This is a genomic window from Chloroflexus sp. MS-CIW-1 (genome assembly GCF_030444705.1).
GTDB lineage: Bacteria > Chloroflexota > Chloroflexia > Chloroflexales > Chloroflexaceae > Chloroflexus.
This window is the reverse complement of record NZ_JAUBWR010000001.1, coordinates 413,457-429,927: the sequence shown is the minus strand read 5'-3', so window position 1 is coordinate 429,927 and position 16,471 is coordinate 413,457. Positions and strand designations below refer to the sequence as shown.

11 protein-coding genes are annotated in these 16,471 nt (G+C 60.1%); 5 read left to right on the top strand and 6 right to left on the bottom strand.

Going from position 1 to position 16,471, the window contains the following annotated elements:
- Nucleotides 1-59 precede the first annotated feature (59 nt).
- Together QTO31_RS01680 and QTO31_RS01675 are read left to right on the top strand one after the other, a co-directional pair.
- Nucleotides 60-3,593 carry an NACHT domain-containing protein gene (locus QTO31_RS01680; RefSeq protein ID WP_301427901.1) on the top strand — a complete coding sequence of 1,178 codons (3,534 nt, stop codon included), beginning with the start codon at nucleotides 60-62 and terminating at the stop codon, nucleotides 3,591-3,593.
- Between the two features lie 64 nt (nucleotides 3,594-3,657).
- On the top strand, nucleotides 3,658-5,532 hold the full coding sequence (locus QTO31_RS01675; RefSeq protein ID WP_301427900.1) for a hypothetical protein: 1,875 nt from the start codon (nucleotides 3,658-3,660) through the stop codon (nucleotides 5,530-5,532).
- 162 nt (nucleotides 5,533-5,694) lie between these two features.
- On the opposite strand, the gene QTO31_RS01670 is transcribed toward QTO31_RS01675, so the two are convergent.
- The gene (locus tag QTO31_RS01670; RefSeq protein WP_301427899.1) at nucleotides 5,695-7,749 is read right to left on the bottom strand and encodes an alpha/beta hydrolase family protein; all 2,055 of its coding nucleotides are present in this window, start codon (nucleotides 7,747-7,749) and stop codon (nucleotides 5,695-5,697) included.
- Nucleotides 7,750-7,983: 234 nt separating this feature from the next.
- On the opposite strand from QTO31_RS01670, the gene QTO31_RS01665 reads away from it, so the two are divergent.
- Nucleotides 7,984-8,712 (top strand): helix-turn-helix transcriptional regulator, encoded by a 729-nt coding sequence (locus tag QTO31_RS01665; RefSeq protein WP_301427898.1) that lies wholly within the window; start codon nucleotides 7,984-7,986, stop codon nucleotides 8,710-8,712.
- Between the two features lie 158 nt (nucleotides 8,713-8,870).
- On the opposite strand, the gene mvk is transcribed toward QTO31_RS01665, so the two are convergent.
- Together mvk and pheT are read right to left on the bottom strand one after the other, a co-directional pair.
- Nucleotides 8,871-9,824, bottom strand: a complete 954-nt coding sequence (mvk, locus tag QTO31_RS01660) for a mevalonate kinase (protein WP_301427897.1) — start codon at nucleotides 9,822-9,824, stop codon at nucleotides 8,871-8,873.
- Nucleotides 9,825-9,827: 3 nt separating this feature from the next.
- Nucleotides 9,828-12,410, bottom strand: a complete 2,583-nt coding sequence (gene pheT, locus QTO31_RS01655; protein ID WP_301427896.1) for a phenylalanine--tRNA ligase subunit beta — start codon at nucleotides 12,408-12,410, stop codon at nucleotides 9,828-9,830.
- 452 nt (nucleotides 12,411-12,862) lie between these two features.
- On the opposite strand from pheT, the gene rpsR reads away from it, so the two are divergent.
- Nucleotides 12,863-13,108 (top strand): 30S ribosomal protein S18, encoded by a 246-nt coding sequence (gene rpsR / locus QTO31_RS01650; RefSeq protein WP_031460964.1) that lies wholly within the window; start codon nucleotides 12,863-12,865, stop codon nucleotides 13,106-13,108.
- A 66-nt stretch (nucleotides 13,109-13,174) separates the two neighbouring features.
- Nucleotides 13,175-13,645 (top strand): Fur family transcriptional regulator, encoded by a 471-nt coding sequence (locus tag QTO31_RS01645; protein ID WP_031460963.1) that lies wholly within the window; start codon nucleotides 13,175-13,177, stop codon nucleotides 13,643-13,645.
- Nucleotides 13,646-13,694: 49 nt separating this feature from the next.
- Here the strand turns inward: QTO31_RS01645 and QTO31_RS01640 are convergent, their stop codons facing one another.
- The 3 genes from QTO31_RS01640 to QTO31_RS01630 all read right to left on the bottom strand — a co-directional run bounded on the left by QTO31_RS01640 (nucleotide 13,695) and on the right by QTO31_RS01630 (nucleotide 16,379).
- Entirely contained in the window at nucleotides 13,695-14,246 is a 552-nt protein-coding gene (locus QTO31_RS01640; RefSeq protein WP_301427895.1) for a nucleotidyltransferase family protein, read from the bottom strand.
- A gap of 12 nt (nucleotides 14,247-14,258) precedes the next feature.
- On the bottom strand, nucleotides 14,259-14,876 hold the full coding sequence (locus QTO31_RS01635; RefSeq protein ID WP_301427894.1) for a GNAT family N-acetyltransferase: 618 nt from the start codon (nucleotides 14,874-14,876) through the stop codon (nucleotides 14,259-14,261).
- An 87-nt stretch (nucleotides 14,877-14,963) separates the two neighbouring features.
- The gene (locus QTO31_RS01630) at nucleotides 14,964-16,379 is read right to left on the bottom strand and encodes a serine/threonine protein kinase (RefSeq protein ID WP_301427893.1); all 1,416 of its coding nucleotides are present in this window, start codon (nucleotides 16,377-16,379) and stop codon (nucleotides 14,964-14,966) included.
- Nucleotides 16,380-16,471 lie beyond the last annotated feature (92 nt).

Genomic DNA, 16,471 nt, shown 5'->3' with positions numbered 1-16,471 from the left:
TGGGATCGGCGTTAACCTATCCAAAGAAAAGAATCTAGCAACTCATCACCAGGTGTATCATGCTCGACGACTTCCTCACCAACCTCGCTGTTAACCTGGCCCACGACCTGCTGCGGGCCGGCGCCGACCGGCTGCGCACCCTGGCTTTCGGCGACACCGAAAAACGCAGCCTGCGCCAGTGCTACCAGTCCGGCTTCCGGGCGATGCTGGATACTGTCTTCGCAGGACTGAACCGCGACCATCAGGCGTTGGTCGAGACCATCCTACGCCAGTTTGTTGCCGCCCCCGGTGTGGCTCAGACGCTGCTAGATGTGGCCCTAGCCGGCGCGGACCTGCCCGACCTGCCCGCCCTGCGTGCCGCCTTCGACGCCCTAGACTTCGACCGTGCGACCCTGCCGGTGGATTTCGACCGGGCGCTGACCGCCTTCCACCGCGGCCTGAGCGAGGCGCTGGTGAACGAGGCCTCCCGTCCGAACAGCCCCCTCTTCAACCGGGTCAACCTGGGCCGGATGCTGACCATCCAGACCCTATTGCAGCAACAGGGCCACACGCTCGCTGCCATCGTGCAGCAGTTGCAGCGCATCGAAGGCCAGGGAAACACCGTCTACAACATCGTCATTGCCGAAGCCACCGGTGTCGCCATCGGCGATGGCGCCCGGGTGGAGCAGGCCCTCCCCGCCGACGTGCGCGCCACGTTAGACGAGGTGCTGCGCCTGATGCGCGATCTATCTCGCGACCGGCGACCGCCGCCCTACACTGCTGAAGACGTGCGCCGCTACCTGGAGAACGTTATCGCGTCCTGCCAGACCCTCGACCTGCGCGGCGCCGGTGGGCCGGTGGATCGCCTGCCGCTAGAGCGCGTATATGTGGCGCTCAAGGCCGATGCCTCCAACGCCGCCGAGCGCCGCGCCAATTGGGAGCAGTTCCTGGCCGACCTGGCCGCGCACGAGCAGGAGCTGACCAGCCTGATGCTGGATGACCGCGAGCGCTGGCGGCTCTATCGTCGCATCTGTGTGGGCCTTGACCCTATGGGTTTGACCTTGGCCCTGCGCAACCGCGCCCGCGCCGAACAGGGCGATTACCTGGCCCTGGCCGCACGACGTATTGACCTGGGCGAACTGATCGGTCAGGAACGCTGGACAGTGCTGCTCGGCGACCCCGGTGCTGGCAAGACCACCCTGATCCGCTGGCTGGCCCTGCGCTTCGCCCAGGCGATGCTGAACGATGCCACCCAGGTGACCGCCCCCGCCGACCAGGTGCGCGCCGATCTGGAGGAAGACGAGACGACGCCGGTCGTGTTAGGACCGCCGCGACTGCCGGTACCCGTGCGCCTGGCCGACTACGCTGCTGCACGTTGGAACGAGAACCGCGACACCGGCCTGAGCCTCTTCGACTATCTGGGCGACCACCGCTGGCAGGGGCGCCTGCTCCACCCCAATCCCGCCGTGGGCCGCGCCATCGTCCAGGACGCCATCCGCAGCGGGCGGGCGCTCATCCTGCTGGACGGCCTGGACGAGATCGCCGAGAGTTATCGCCGCCGGGAGGTGGTGGACGCCATTGTTGACTTTGTGCGCAACTGGGTGCGCACGCCCGATACCAATCTGTGCGCAGCCGACCCGCACTATCGCGCCGCACCAGAACGACACCAGGAACAACCCCGACAGCGTGGCGGCAACCAGGTGGTGATCACCAGCCGACCCATCGGCTACTACCTGGCCCCCTTACCCGCGCCGTTACCCCATTACACCGTTGAGGAGATGAGCGAACCGGCCATTACCCGCTTCTGCCGAACCTGGACGGCGGCTGTTCACGCTCAGACCGGTCGCACCGTGCGGGGCGACCCTGCGGCCGATGCGAAGGCGCTGCGCGCAGCCGTGCTTGATCCACAGCGGCCCGCACTACGTGAGATCGCCGCCAACCCCCTCCTGCTGACGATCCTGGCCAGCCTGTTTTACGACCTGAACGGCAGCCTGCCCGAGCGCCGCACTGAACTGTACGATCAGGTGGTTGAAGCCTTCATTCGCCAGCGCCAGGATGCCTGGGTCAGCCTGGGCCTGAGCGAGGAGCGCTTCCGCTATGCGATGGGTTACGTGGCCGTGCGTCTGCATGCCAACCCGGACTATCCCACCAGCCTGGCCGAGGAAGCTGTGGTGCAATCATGGCTGGAGGATGCGCTGCGCGAGTTCGACGGCGCCTACCGCCCGGCACACCGCGAGCAGGCGGGGGCGCTCTTCCGCAGCGCCGCCGAGCTGGGCGGCTTCCTGCTGGCGCGCGGCGACGGCGCTTACGGCTTCATCCACCGTACCTTCCAGGAGTATTTTGCCGCTCTCTTTCTGGCCTGGGACCCCCACCGCGTTATCGAGGAGGTGTATCACCGCCTGGATGAACCGGCCTGGCACGAGCCGCTGCGCCTGGCGGTGGCCGACCTGGCGCGCCGTCGGCCCGCCGACCTGCGCAACCTGACCAAAGCCATCCTGGAGGTACTGGAACCGGCGCCCGGCCTGCTGCCACGCAACGCCCTCTTCCTGGCCGCATGCCTGCCGGAATTGCAACGCCTGCCGCCGGATGAACTGATCGTCAATGCCGTGACCCAACTTCTGGCCGCCTACGCCGACCGCGATTGGCCTCCCGACGACGAGACGACGCGCCCACCGCCGCCTTTGCGCAACGCCATCGAACGGGCGTTGCGGCCCCTGAGTACGCTGACCGCTGCCCGCGCCGCTTTCGCCGCTGCACTGACCGGCGCCGATCCGGCCCGCCGGCTGGCGGCTGCCGAACTGATCCTGGAGTGCGACTGGCGCCATCCTGACTTGATCCCGCCCCTGCTGGCCGCCGCCCGCGACCACGCCGAACCTGTCGCCGCCATACGCGAAGCGCTCTGGCGTCAGGTCGAGCACCACCCAGAGGCGCTGAGGGGCCAGAACCTGCCGCTGCGCACGCTGCTAGATGACCCGGCGCAGGCTGCGGCGCTGGCGCAGCGCCCGGTGTGGCGTGCTATCCTGCAGGCCCTCTACCTGCGACCCGATTGGGAGCCGCACGAGTCGTTGACACCGGACGCGGTCTGCTTCGACTCGCGGCTCACCCCCTGGCTGAAACAGGTCTGGCAGGAGGGGTGGTCAGACGAGCAGATCTGCGCCGGACTGCTGGAACTGGCGCAGAACGCGACCGACGCGGCCCTGGCCCGCGATGCAGCCTGGGCGCTGGCCGTCAGTGATGAGGCGCGCTGGCGCCAATGGTTGATGGCTGCCGACAGCGGTAAGATCACACCGCAGATTCACGCGACCCTCGCCAGTGTAACATGGGGCGCCCGCGCCCGCGCCCGCGCCCGCGCCTGCGCCCTCGACCGCGCCCGCGCCCGCGCCCTCGCCCGCGCCCTCGCCCTCGCCCGCGCCCTCGCCCTCGCCCGCGACCGCGCCCGCGCCCTCGACCGCGCCCGCGCCCTCGACCGCGCCCAGCGCCCTCGCCCGCGCCCTCGACCGCGCCCACGACCTCGCCCGCGACCTCGACCTCGCCCGCGACCTCGACCTCGACCTCGACCTCGCCCACGACCTCGCCCGCGCCCTCGCCCGCGCCCGCGCCCTCGCCCACTTTGATGAGACTGCCAGAGTGGTGGCAGATGCACGTGCGCAGTGGGGCGCCACAACAGGAGCTGAAGACGTGCTGGAAGCGCTGGATCAGGCATTCGCAGCCCTCACGGCGCTACGCCAGATGGTTGAAGGGCCAGCCTGGCGGGCGCTGATTGTAGCTGATGAGGCGCTGGCGCTGGCAGAGATGCCTGCCCCGCAACCCGGCCAGCGCATGCCCTGGCGGCGGGAGGATCTGCGGACCGCTGTCGATCTGCCGCCCGAGCGCCTGGCCCACCTGCAACCCCCAGCCAGGGACGACGACCCGAATCTACACGATGAACTGCGCAACCTGGCCCGCAACTGGCTGGGGACAGGCGATCCCCTGCCCCGTGGTTATGCCGCGCTGCTGTTGGCTGAACTGGAGGAACTGACGGCGGCCGCTCTGCCGGACCTGCTGCCGCTGCTGGCAGCCACCAATGACCTGCTCCGCCATCGCGCCCGCGTCGCCCTACTCCAGGAGCGCCGCGCCGGCGCCTGCGGTGCTGACCTGCTTATCGCGCTGGCGGACGCCGCCAACCACGCTGTGCCTCCTGCTGCCGACCTGCCCGCCGATGGACCGATGTTGATCGCCACCTACTGCGGGTGGGCACTCAACCACGTCATCCACGATCGCGCCGATTGGTTGCAGGAGTGGGCTGCTCAACTGGACGCCGCGCCCTCGCCGCCCCTGTGGAACCTGCTGGGCTACATCCACCGCCTCGATCCCGCTTGCTGGCCGACATTCCTGGGGCTGCTGACCACGGCCGGTCCGCGCAGCCGGGCAGCGCTGCTCAAGTCGCTCTCCTGGCTGCTGCGTAAGAATCAGATACCTGCTGAGCATAGCCAGGACCTGGCTGATGTGTTGTTGAAGCTGGCGCGCACGCCGGAGACGGCGACAGCGCAGTCTGCGTTCTTCGCGCTGAGCTGTTTTCGCCAACCGCCGCCGGCGGTGGTTGATGCGCTGCTGGCGGCGGCTCAGGATCAACCGGCGGCGCTACCCGCGCTGGCGCGCCTGGCGCACCACCTGGCAGCAGGAGATCAGGAGCGGGTCGACCGCTCGCTCGCTGCTGCCGCTGCTTTGCCGGAGGCTGACGCCGCTCTGGTCAGGCGGCTGGTGAATCGACAACCAAAACCTTCACTGTACAACGAGCGCGATCAATTTGACCCAGCGGCCCTGCTGGAAGCCCTGGCGCAACGGCAACTCGACCCGGAGCGGCAGTTGCGGGCGCTGCTGGCCGCTGGAACCGACGATGATGTGTGGGATGACTTCTACCACGGCCGCATCGCGCTGGCCATCCGTGAGCTGCTGGCGCAGCATGAGGAGGTGTGGTCACTGCTGCTGGATGATCTGCGTGCAGCGCTGGACGACGGCGACTGGCAGCGTCATCGTATCGCCCTGGCCGGTCTGGCGTGCAGCGCCGAGGCGATGCCCGCCCGCTTCAACCGCAGCGCTGCCGATCTGGAGCCGCTGCTGCTGCGCGCCACCCGGAACCTGGACAGCTTCAACGCCCGGCGCTTCGCCATCACCGCGCTCTCCTACCTGCGGGTGATCACGCCAGAAGTGCTGGCGGCGCTGCTGCGGCTGGTCGGCGACACGCAAGAGGTGCGAGACGACGCCCTGGCGGCGGTGGGGCGCTTCAACCGGCTGCATCCCTCGTTGGGCCAGGCCCTGCCGCAGGAACTCGTTGCTGCCCTGACCGATCCCAGCGCGCTACGGGCGCGAGCGGCCGTCCGCCTGCTCGAGGCGCTGGGTACGTCACCGGCGGCCTCATCCGCGCCCGGCCTGCGCCGGCAGATCGTCGCGGCGCTGGCCGCCGCGCTGCAAGCCCCCAACAGCCGCCGGTATGTGTGGGTCTCGGCGGAAACATCCAACGGCACACTCGACCAGGACCTCTGGCAGGCGCTACTGCGGGTGGCGGGGTTCTGATCCCAACCCTGTTGGTGCAAGCCGTATATCAACGCCGCCAGTACCCCCAATCCCCCCGCTTGCAGGGGAAGGGGGTGAGCCGGCGGCACCACCGCCGAACGGACAGGGCACCGCGATGCTGCGCCCCGTCCAGCTCGCAACGCTGCCAGGCCCTTGTGTGGATCAGGCATCACCCTGCTCGCGACGCAAATACCGATCAAACCACTCTAGGGTTCGTCGCATATGATCGGCCCGGTGTCGTGGTTCGCCGCTGCGCGTCAGTTCGTGTCCTTCACGCGGGTAGCGCACCAGTTCAACCACCTTCTTTTGTCGGCGGAGAATCGCGAAGAGTTGTTCGGCCTCGCTGATCGGCACGCGGTAGTCTAGCTCACTGTGCAACAGCAAGAGCGGCGTTTTGATCTTGTGGGCGTGGGCCAATGGCGAATGATCCCACAGCTCCTCGTACAATTCCCAGGGAAAACCGCCAAACTCGATCTCAATCAGCTCGTGGGCGTCACTGGTGCTGTGCTGCGTCAGCAGATTGTAGACCCCGCGTGCAGCAACAGCACAGGCAAAGCGGTCGTCATGCCCGATAAGCCATACCGTCATGTAGCCGCCATACGAACCACCGGTCACCCCGATCCGATTGGGGTCGATGTAGCCGCGAGCGACCAGCGCATCTATTCCGGCCAGAATATCGGGCGCATCGGCTTCGCCCCAGTTTCCGCGAATCGCATCCCGCCATAGCTCGCCATACCCTTCGCTACCGCGTGGATTGCAAAAGAAGACCACATAGCCGCGTGCTGCCGCAACCTGCCATTCGTGCCACATCGAACGAAAGCCCGGTCCCCACATAATATGGGGGCCACCGTGAATGTAGACGGCCAGCGGGTAACGGCGAGCGGGATCGAAATCGGGTGGATGCAGGGTCCATCCTTGCACTTCACTTCCATCGGGGGCGAGATACAACATCTCTTCAATCGGGATAATGATGCGCTGGCTTAACAGATGCTCATTGATGCGGGTTAAACGATGCTCTTGACCATCGGCGCTGCGCCAAAAGAGATCGCACGGATTGTCGGCACTACCAGCGATAAAAGCAATGCTGCCGTCGCGCCCAACATCAAATTCACTGACGATTCGCATCCCGCCAACCAGGGTCATCCCATTGCGGTACGTTGGTGTTCCTGGTAAGCCAATCTGATATACGTGCGTATGACCGCGCCAACCGGCGCTAAACAACACGCCCTGTCCATCAGGTTGCCAGTGAAACTGCTCAACGTTCAGATCGGTATGCGCAGTCAGGTCGTGTGGTTCACCACCTGTTGCTGGAATAATCGCTACGCGATGGCCTTCACCAAGCAGGCGGGCCTCGTTGAGGCGCAAGAATGCGATTTGGCGACCATTAGGTGAAGGTTTAGGATCAAAATACGAGAAACCAGCACTGGTTAATGGTTGTGGGCGTGAACCATCGAGCGGAATCCGTACAACATCGTAATAGGCGAAAAGCGAATCGGCTTCCGGATCACGAGTGGCCGTACTGAGCAGCGCAAGACCATCGGGCATCCAGACCGGTGCGCTGTAATGCAGATCACCGGATGTCAACCGACGCGGAGTTGCCGGTGTGTCGTCATCATTGACTTCAACGACGTAGATATGGCGTCGGCGATCATCAAAATAACTTGTTCCGCTGCGGTACGGCAATTTGGTAATGACTCGCGGATCGGTGCGCAACTCTTCGTCGTGCTGGCGCTGTTCCCGCGCTCGCCGTGCTTCCCAGGCGTCAGCGGGTGGTGGTGGCGTATCGCCGGCGTCTTCACGGGCCTGCTCGTCGGCATTCACCGGCGCAAGAAAGGCAATGTACCGACCATCCGGACTCCAGGCCGGATCGCTGGCCCCGTTCGGATGGTTAGTCAACTGACGTGCCTCACCACCATTGACTGAGATGAGATAAATCTGTCCGCGTTCATCATCGCGGTTGGAGACAAATGCCAGCCACTGCCCATCAGGACTCCAGCGAGGTTGCTGATCCTGTTTGCCACGTGTGAAGCGACGTAATGGTTTGCTGCCATCGGTTGGTACCAAGGCAATATGGCGGTGATAGCTATTGCCTACCCGATCAACCGTTACCCAAACGACCGCTACGTAACGTCCGTCAGGGCTGAGTCGTGGGTCTTCGAGCCAGCCTAATTCATAGAGATCGTCAATTTTAAAGGGCTGAAGGGTTGGATTTGTCATGGCATGGTCCTGTAAATTACTCGGCGAGTCTATGATCTCTTGCTATTGTAGCATACTTCTCGTCGGTCGTCACTTGCGTTTTTGCTAGAAATGGTGACGTAACGTTCTAAACCTTGACACTCTACTGAATATCAATTATAATTCTACAACAGCAAGAGCAATTAAATTAACTATTCACAATTCATCATGGTAGTAATTGGAACAAAACCTGTTGATAACGAAAGGATTACCTCCGTGAGCACGCCAGATCAAGAGATGCCACTTGCAGTGCTCCTTTTCCACGCCGCAATGCAGCGCCGTATGTCATTGGCCGATTTTGCAGCGAACTTACACCTGAGTGTGGCGACATTGCGCTCGTACCTGTTTGAGGCAGGAAAACGTTCGCGAATTCGCAACAAAACCGTCGAGCAAATGGCTAAAGTGTTGCATATGTCGCCCGACGAGGTGCGGGAGCGGGCTGAGTTGTTACCGTGTGGGGGACAGACGTTTAGTGAATGGCTAAAACAGCAAATGCAAGGGCGTTTTACACGGGCAAGGTTGTGTGCAGAGACCAAAATTAGCGATAGTGCCATGAAAAATTATCTCAACGGTCACACCACGCCCGATCCTGATAATGCGATGAAGCTGGCTGAGGTTCTCGGCGCCGATCCACTGGAAATGGCTCGTTTGATTGTGGCTACCGAATTGAGCCAGCGCGGTGTGACGTTACCACCACCGCCGCCAACTACAGTCGCCGCAGAGGTTTCGCCAGCGCCCGCTCAGCCGGTTGAAGCGAAAGTGAGTGCATCCGCACCGGTTAGCGAAGCGCCTGCAACACCGCCTGCCGACGGTCTCAATGCCGAGGCGATCATTACCGCCTACAGCGAGCAGCGGTTACTGAACCTGTGGCGTCGGCTCCATCCACAGGGGCGACGGGCAACACTGACATATATTGCGTCGTTGCTGGCGGAAGAGTTGTTGTAATCGGGGATTACGGATGACCCGCGTTGATGGATGCAAGTAGGGACGAGGCGCAGCCTCGCCCTGGCGGTGGTCACGACGATGGTCACGGAGCGCCGATCAGACATCTCCTGTTGCAGGTCGGGGCGCAGCGCCGCTGCGCCCGTACATCCCCATTCCTCTTATCGGTCAGGAAAAAACGCTGCGGCAGGTGCGATCGTCGTAACAAGCGTATTGGTTGCTCCGGCAGCTCGCAGCGCCGTCGCAATATCTGTTGCACGGTCGGGCGTGGTGAGGGCGATCATCACACCACCCCAACCGCCACCGGCCAGTTTTGCGCCCAAGGCCCCGGCTGCGCACGCTGCCGCCGTCAATTGATCAAGCTCGGTCGATGAAACCCCGATCTCACGCAATAGTTCGTGGTTCGTGTTGAGTAAGTGACCTAACGCAGGTACATCTCCTGTTGCCAGGGCCTCACGGGCAGCAACGACCAGCGCGGCAACCTGATCGAAGAGAGCTTCGTAGCGTACCGGATCGGCTTGCCAGCGCTCACGGACAGCGCCAACGGGTAAGCGAGTTGGGCTACGGATACCTGTATCACCAACAACGAACGTTAGCGGTACGTTGATAGCCACCGGCTCGATCAGCGGTGGTAGGTTAGAACGACGCTGAAACCAGATCGGTTGTTCAAATGCAACCACTGTATTGTCAATGCCGCTGGGTGTGCCGTGATAGCCGCGTTCGCTCTCGTAAACCAGCCCGGCGATCACTGCTGGCGGAAGTGTCTGCCCGCTCAAGGCCAATAGCTCGCGCACAATCGCAGTGGCAATCGCCGCCCCACTCCCCATACCACTGGCGATAGGAATCGCTGAGCGAATAGTAATCTCAATCTGCGGCGAAATACCAAACCGTTCGATCACCGTCTTAACCAGACCGCTCAATGGGTCATCCGGTCGTTCGGCAATCGACCACCGTCCACCGAGATCGGGCGCATTAATAATCGGCTCGTTCGTGGAATAATTGGCGGTTACGGTTGCTGTCGCCCGAACATCGGCCAGCGGCAAGGCAATCGCTGGCCGACCATAGACGACAGCATGTTCACCACACAGGATCAACTTAGCCGGCGCTGTTGCCATAGATCAACCGCGAATGGTAGCGCCCAATTCGCGCTCGAGGCTGGAAATAATCTTCTTGCGAATCTTCGCCAGTGTCTCATCGAGCAGGGTGCGGTCGGGCGCCCGGAAGGTAAGGTGATAAGTCAGACTGCGTTTTCCGGAGCCTACTTGCGGTCCGCTGTACCGGTCGAACAGGATCAGACTCTCAAGGTATTCACCAGCACTCCGTTGAATGACCGCTCGAATCTGGGCCTCAGGAATGGTTTCATCGGCCACAATCGAGAGGTCTTGGGTACTGGCCGGGAACCGTGAAATGGGACGATACACTGCCTGACCGGCGTGAACAAAGAGCGTTTCCAGGTCGATTTCGGCCAACAGAATGCGTGGGACGTTCACCTCTATACGAGCGCGCACCTGGGGATGCGCTTCGCCAAGCACCCCGACCGGTTGCTGTTCAAGCACTCGGCCACGTGGATCGCGTTCGACCGCCAGCATCAGAGTTGCCGAACGCCCCGGATGAAAACGCTCGTCGTCGGTCAGTGGCACAAAACTCAGGCGATCAGCCAGGCCCAACCGCTCACCGAGCAGTTCGACAATGCCCTTTAAATCGTAGAAATCGAGCCAATCGCGGTCGGTATGTAACCAGCTCTCAGCCTGGCGTGGGCCGGCCATTGCGATTGCTAGCCGTCGGGGTTCGTCGGGCAGCCAGCGATCATCTTTTCCTGGCTGCGCCAGCGGGAGATAAACACGTCCAATCTCGAAAACAGTTGAACGCTCACGTTCACGAAGATTCATTGCCAGTGCTGCGGCGAGCGAGGGCAACAGTGAGCGGCGCATGTAGACGTGTTCGGGGGTACTGGGATTGCTCAGCTTGAGGTAGCGCTCGGGAACCGCCTCAGATGGCTGTACCTTAGCCACCAACGCCATATCAATAAGCGAATACGTGATTAGCTCGGTAAGTCCGGCCCCAACCATCAGATCGCGCACCTGTTCTTCTAGCTCGATAGCACGGGGGGTTGCCGGTGGCGGTAATTCATCGGCCAGGCGGGTCGTCGGAATGCGATCATAGCCGTACACGCGGGCGATCTCTTCGCACAAATCGGCAATCATCGTCACATCTTGCCGGAATGAAGGCACCTCAACCCGCACAATCGGCTCGGTTGCCAGCATGGCAAAATCACCAACCGTTGTATTCCCGATAATCGTACATTTAAAACCGAGTCGGCGCAGAATATCGGCAATCGTGTGACTGTCGAGGTGAAGACCGAGCAACCGGCGAACCTCAGCGGGCGGTAAATCAATAGTGATGGGTTGCCACGGCCGTGAGTAGACATCGATGAAATCAGCGGCAATCGTTGCACCGGCGTAGAGCCGCATCAGTTCCAGACAACGCCGGAGCGCGATCGGTGGCAACTCGTAATCAACCCCGCGTTCAAAGCGTCGCGATGCTTCGCTAGGTAACTTAAATCCCCGCGCCGTGCGACGAATCTGCACTGGTTCCCAAATAGCGGCCTCTAACAATACATTTGTAGTCGTCTCGCGTACTTCTGAACTTGCTCCCCCCATCACACCGGCGATTGCCAGTGGGCCGGTCTCATCACAGACCATGAGTGGCGGATGGGTCAGACCACTCTCAGGGCCAGGGGTCAAGTCGCGATCACGATCATCGAGGGTGGTTAACCGCTCACCGGGTTTGGCCAGTCGTACAATCAGATGGCGATTGACAACCCGATCAGCATCGAACGCATGTGTCGGTTGCCCCCACTCTAGCATCACATAGTTGGAAATGTCGACAATGTTGTTAATCGGACGCATGCCCGCGTTGATCAGACGGCGCTGCATCCAGAAGGGCGAGGGGCCGATCTTGACTCCTTCGGCCAGACCGACCATAAAACGCGGGCAGAGATCGGGTTCGTGGACTGTCACATGCGCTCGACCAATGATCGATGGGCCGGTGGCAATAACTTGGGGGTCGGGCAGTGTCAGTGGGGCGCCGGTCAGGGCAGCAACTTCACGTGCCACACCAACAATCGAAAGGCAGCGGGCAAAATTGGGCGTGAGGTCGATTTCTAGCACCACCTCACCCAAGTAATCGCGCAACGGCATGCCAACCGGTGCATCGTCGGGCAGAATCAAAATACCCTCGTGATCATCACTCAAGCCAAGCTCTTTTTCTGAACAGAGCATGGCATCACTCATCACCCCACGCACCGGGCGACCCTTCAACCTGGTAATGACCCATCCCTCTGCGTGGCCATCGTACAACTGCGCACCTTCGCGAGCAAAAACTGCTTTCAACGGATGCGGTAACCGTCCTTGATCGCGGTACGGGAAGAGGTTGGGCGCGCCGGTCACAACCGTATGCGGCTGATCGGCGCCATAATCAACATCGGCCAAAACCAGACGGTCGGCGTTCGGGTGTGAACGCACTTCGAGCACATTGGCAACAACAATCAGCTCAGGGTCCCAGGGCAATGGTGAACCTTCAACGCCGATCCGATGAATCTGCGCTACTTCCATCCCGCCGAACGTGAGGCGACGGGCCAACTCTTCAACCGGCAGGTCGATGCGGACAAATTCACGCAACCAGGATAACGGAACTCTCATACGATCCTCGACATGGCAATCTGGCTGCTGCGATTGTAGCGATGGCTTTGCTTACTGTCAAGAAGTAAGACGAAAAACCGGGTTTCTCGTTGTGATCATCATACCATCGCGGTAGAAGAAGATCGGTTGGGGCGCAGCGCCGCTGCGCCTGTACATCTATCAGGTTTCATCCGCTGTACCGTGAGACAATTTATTCGGATAGGCTCTTCGTCGCGTCTTCAAGCCGCAGCCAGTTGTGTCCAGGCTGCGACTACGTTTAGGTGTTGATAGGAACTACGTCAGCTATTCGGCAATCGAAAAGGCTCGACGGGTTGTACCCGCGATGGCTCTGGAGCGGGGCGATGCAGACTATGGGCCAGAGGATGTGAAACGTAATCTGCCAGAATATGGTATACTGTTAAACGGCTTTAAACAAATAGCAAACGGTTGATGTGTAAGGAGAGAGCAGATCAATGGGTCGTTCAAAAAGTTCAGGGAAGCCACGTTCGCGCCGCCGCGAATGTGAGTTTACGAAACTCGGTATTGAGCCGGACTACAAAGATATAAAGCGCCTGCAGAAGTACCTGACAGCGCAGGGCAAAATTCTTCCCCGTCGCCGCACTGGTGTTTCGGCCAAGATGCAACGTCGACTGGCAGTTGCAATCAAGCGCGCACGCCATCTTGCGATGTTGCCAATGGCTCCGGCACATACACGCTAAATGAGCCTGGGAGATGCGGCACGCCAGCAGGCGGGTCGCATCTTCTTTCGTATTTCGTAAGATCGTATGACAACAAACAGTTCGCCATCACCTCAAACTCCTCTTGATACACAGGCCTGGCTAAACGGTGTCCGGGCATCCTGGCAGCGCTCTGGATTACGGATTACCGCGCCACGCTTGCGTGTGATTGAAACGATAATTTCGTATCAGGCACCGTTTAGTGCCGAACAACTCTACGCCGATCTCTGTGCACACAGTGAAGCGCCGGGGCGCGCAACTGTATATCGTACTATTGAGCAACTTCACGCCAGTGGCTGGCTGGCTCGTATTCATGGGCCGGTAGGCGAAGAGGGATATGTACCCTGTCAGCCTGGTCATCTTCACCACCTCGTTTGTACGCAATGCGGGGCTGTTACCAGTTTTGAAGGGTGTGATCTCGATAGCCTTCTGAACCGAGTTGCTGCGGCAACCGGTTTTAGCATCGAAGGTCATCTCTTACAGTTGTTTGGGCGTTGTGCCCGGTGCCGGGCGAATTGAAGCAGAAACCGTTTTTACTCGCCGGATCGATGATTCCTGACTGGATTCCTCATAACGGTAAGACGACCCCCAGTTCGCTCAGCCGCGGTTGTACAATATTGAGGGCATTCATCGCTTGTAATCGCATCATCAGATAGTCTACATCAAGCCGATGGCGACGAATAATGCCGGCGGCATCGTTTACGTCGTGTTTCCCCTGTTCTGGCCCACGTCGCAGTAGTAACTTATGCGCAACGATGTCTTCGGGTGCGGCAAGAAATACTTGTGTGCCTAGCAATGGCATTCGTCGTCGTCGCTGCTGCATCGGCTCGTCAAGCCAGAATGGATGGCTTACCCCATCTAGCCGCACAGTGAGATCGGCAAACACCTTGATCCCCCGCCAGATCACCCGTGTCCCATCAGACTGCACTGCCTTGTGAGATTGTTGCAACAGAGTGACAACTCGTGGTAATGCGCGACGCTCTATCAGAATGTCAATGTCGTTGAGTGGGCGACGATCACCGTACAAATGGGCAGCCGCACCACCAATAACGACCCACGGTATCTGGTCGCCGTCTAACAAGCGTTGGACGATAGCAAGATTTCCGGCGATAAGTGACATGAATCTTTCCTCTTAAATCAATGCGCCACCAGCAGCCAGCCATGCCTCGCGCGTTAATTCCATCTCGTAAAACTCAACCTGCGTATCAAAGCGATTGCGGCGGAAGAATGGGCGCAAGTGCTGATACTGCTCTTCATCTAGTAATCGTAGCACAGGATCATTACCCGTGGAGCGCCATTCGCTCCTCAACTCAACAAACCCCAGCCGTTGATAGCAGCGAACCGCCCGTTGATTAAACGCCGCCACATCAAGCACCATGCGCTGAAATCCGAGCGATCCAAAGTAGTAAGCGAGAAAGAGCCGTAACGCTTCGCCGCCCAATCCCTGACCAACATACGGTTGAGCCAGCGAAATGCCTAACCGTGCCGATTGCTGCTTACGGTCGATCTCGCGGAGCGAAAGCCGACCAATAAGTTGCCCCGACCGGAGTTCAATCGCCCACGCTTCGGTTGCTCCCGTCCAGAACTGATCATCATGACTGGCCTGATGGTGACGCGGGATATTCCACAATGAGCTAAACGGTTCGCTGTAGCGCGGCCAGCGCTCTTGCATCAGCGTATCGGCTCGTCTCCATGGACGGATACGTACCCGTTCGCCGAGCAATTCGCGCATCTCCGCTTCTTGCTTCACATACCCTCCCTTACTGTCATCGCTATGAGGGGGCAGTCAGATGAGATAGGTTACGGCAGGTATGTCTGCAATGTTGCGCTTGCCCACTCACTCTTGCCGACGGAGATAATTCAGCGACATCCAACCCTCAAAGACCTGGCCGTTCAATTCAAACTGCACTTTTAACCACGGAATGTTGTCGGCTACTACAGGGCCTTCGAGTCTACGAACGACTGTACCATTAGGTACCACCATGAGGATATTATCAGTTTGCGCATTCGGTGCTGATCGTAGATTCAAGCCCTCGCTGATATTTACCACGTAGAGTTCAGGACCGGCACGACCGGGCAGGTTCAGATCAGGCAATTGCCATGAAGGTAATTCAGGTCTTGGCACGTTAAGGTTGAGTCGATCAATTGCCCACGTGACAGTCCAGAACGATCCAGCGGCCACAGCCAGCAGCAATAACATCATGATAAACCAACCAATAATCCCTCGCTTCCAATTTTGGCGACGAAATTGATCAACATCAAAGGAAGAAGTTAACGCACGCTCTACGCGCTCACGAAGGCTATTTTGGGACAATACAACGGCTGAAGGCTTCACTGTGGGAACTGGTGAGCGATTACCGGTCTGTACGGCCTCTGCCGCACGAGGAATCTCGACCGGCTTCATCACTAACTTTCGGGTAGGGACAGTCAATTCATGCCATAGCTCATTCATTGCTAGCACAAACGTCTCAGCGTCGGCAAAGCGTTGATTTGGATCACGAGCTGTAGCACGTGCGATGAGCCGATCAACCGAGGGCAGGTATATGGTTGGCCGTATCCGAAACAGGGGTGGTACGGTCTGGGTGAGATGGGCCAGTGCCGTTGTTTGAGCGTCATCACCGTGTATTGGACGTTGACCGGTGATCAGCTCGAAGAGCAGAATGCCAAGGGCATATACCACGCTTGCTGGCTGTAGCCTCTGACCGGTGCTCAGCTCAGGTGCGCGATAGTGCGCGAGATCGGCAGGAACGAGCTGTGGAAGTAACAGCCAACTCTCGACGAGCTTAACCTGCCCGTCGCCAACCAGGAGCAGGTTCGCACTGCTGATTGGAGGATGGTACAGACCAACCGGCAATTCAGCGGATCGTTGACGTTGGCAGAGCGCAACTGCGTCGGCCACTTGCCGTACAATACTGAGCGCCTGTGCCACACTGAGAGCGCCAATCCCGTATAATGGACGACCATCTACAGCCTCAGTTATCAAGAAGGGACGCCCGTTACTTTCGCCACTGTCGAACACTTCCAGAAACACGGGATGCGAGCGGCGGGCGCTTTGGGCAGCTTCGGTGAGAAACTGCTTGCGCTTCTGCTCGTTATTAAGCAATGTTTTGCGTAAGAGATGTATCAATACCGGGCGCTGAAGACGTAGATCGGTCGCCTTGTAGACGACTGCAAGACGTGACTCACCGAGTGCTTCGTGCACCTGATAACGGCCAAAGATGACCGGTGGCTTGGTTGTTCCCGGAGAGGTCATGAGACAGACCGGTCAATACTATTATCACTCACCTGGCGCCAGCTCAAACTGGTCAGATATGAGCTGGCGCCGGGAAAGATATGGCAAACAAC

Excerpts from the sequence above, each read along its gene's own strand:
- pheT (WP_301427896.1), bottom strand. The coding sequence starts at position 12,410 with ATGAGAGTTCCGTTATCCTGGTTGCGTGAATTTGTCCGCATCGACCTG.
- rpsR (WP_031460964.1), top strand. The coding sequence starts at position 12,863 with ATGGGTCGTTCAAAAAGTTCAGGGAAGCCACGTTCGCGCCGCCGCGAA.
- QTO31_RS01630 (WP_301427893.1), bottom strand. The coding sequence starts at position 16,379 with ATGACCTCTCCGGGAACAACCAAGCCACCGGTCATCTTTGGCCGTTAT.
- QTO31_RS01640 (WP_301427895.1), bottom strand. The coding sequence starts at position 14,246 with ATGTCACTTATCGCCGGAAATCTTGCTATCGTCCAACGCTTGTTAGAC.
- QTO31_RS01645 (WP_031460963.1), top strand. The coding sequence starts at position 13,175 with ATGACAACAAACAGTTCGCCATCACCTCAAACTCCTCTTGATACACAG.
- QTO31_RS01680 (WP_301427901.1), top strand. The coding sequence starts at position 60 with ATGCTCGACGACTTCCTCACCAACCTCGCTGTTAACCTGGCCCACGAC.
- QTO31_RS01670 (WP_301427899.1), bottom strand. The coding sequence starts at position 7,749 with ATGACAAATCCAACCCTTCAGCCCTTTAAAATTGACGATCTCTATGAA.
- mvk (WP_301427897.1), bottom strand. The coding sequence starts at position 9,824 with ATGGCAACAGCGCCGGCTAAGTTGATCCTGTGTGGTGAACATGCTGTC.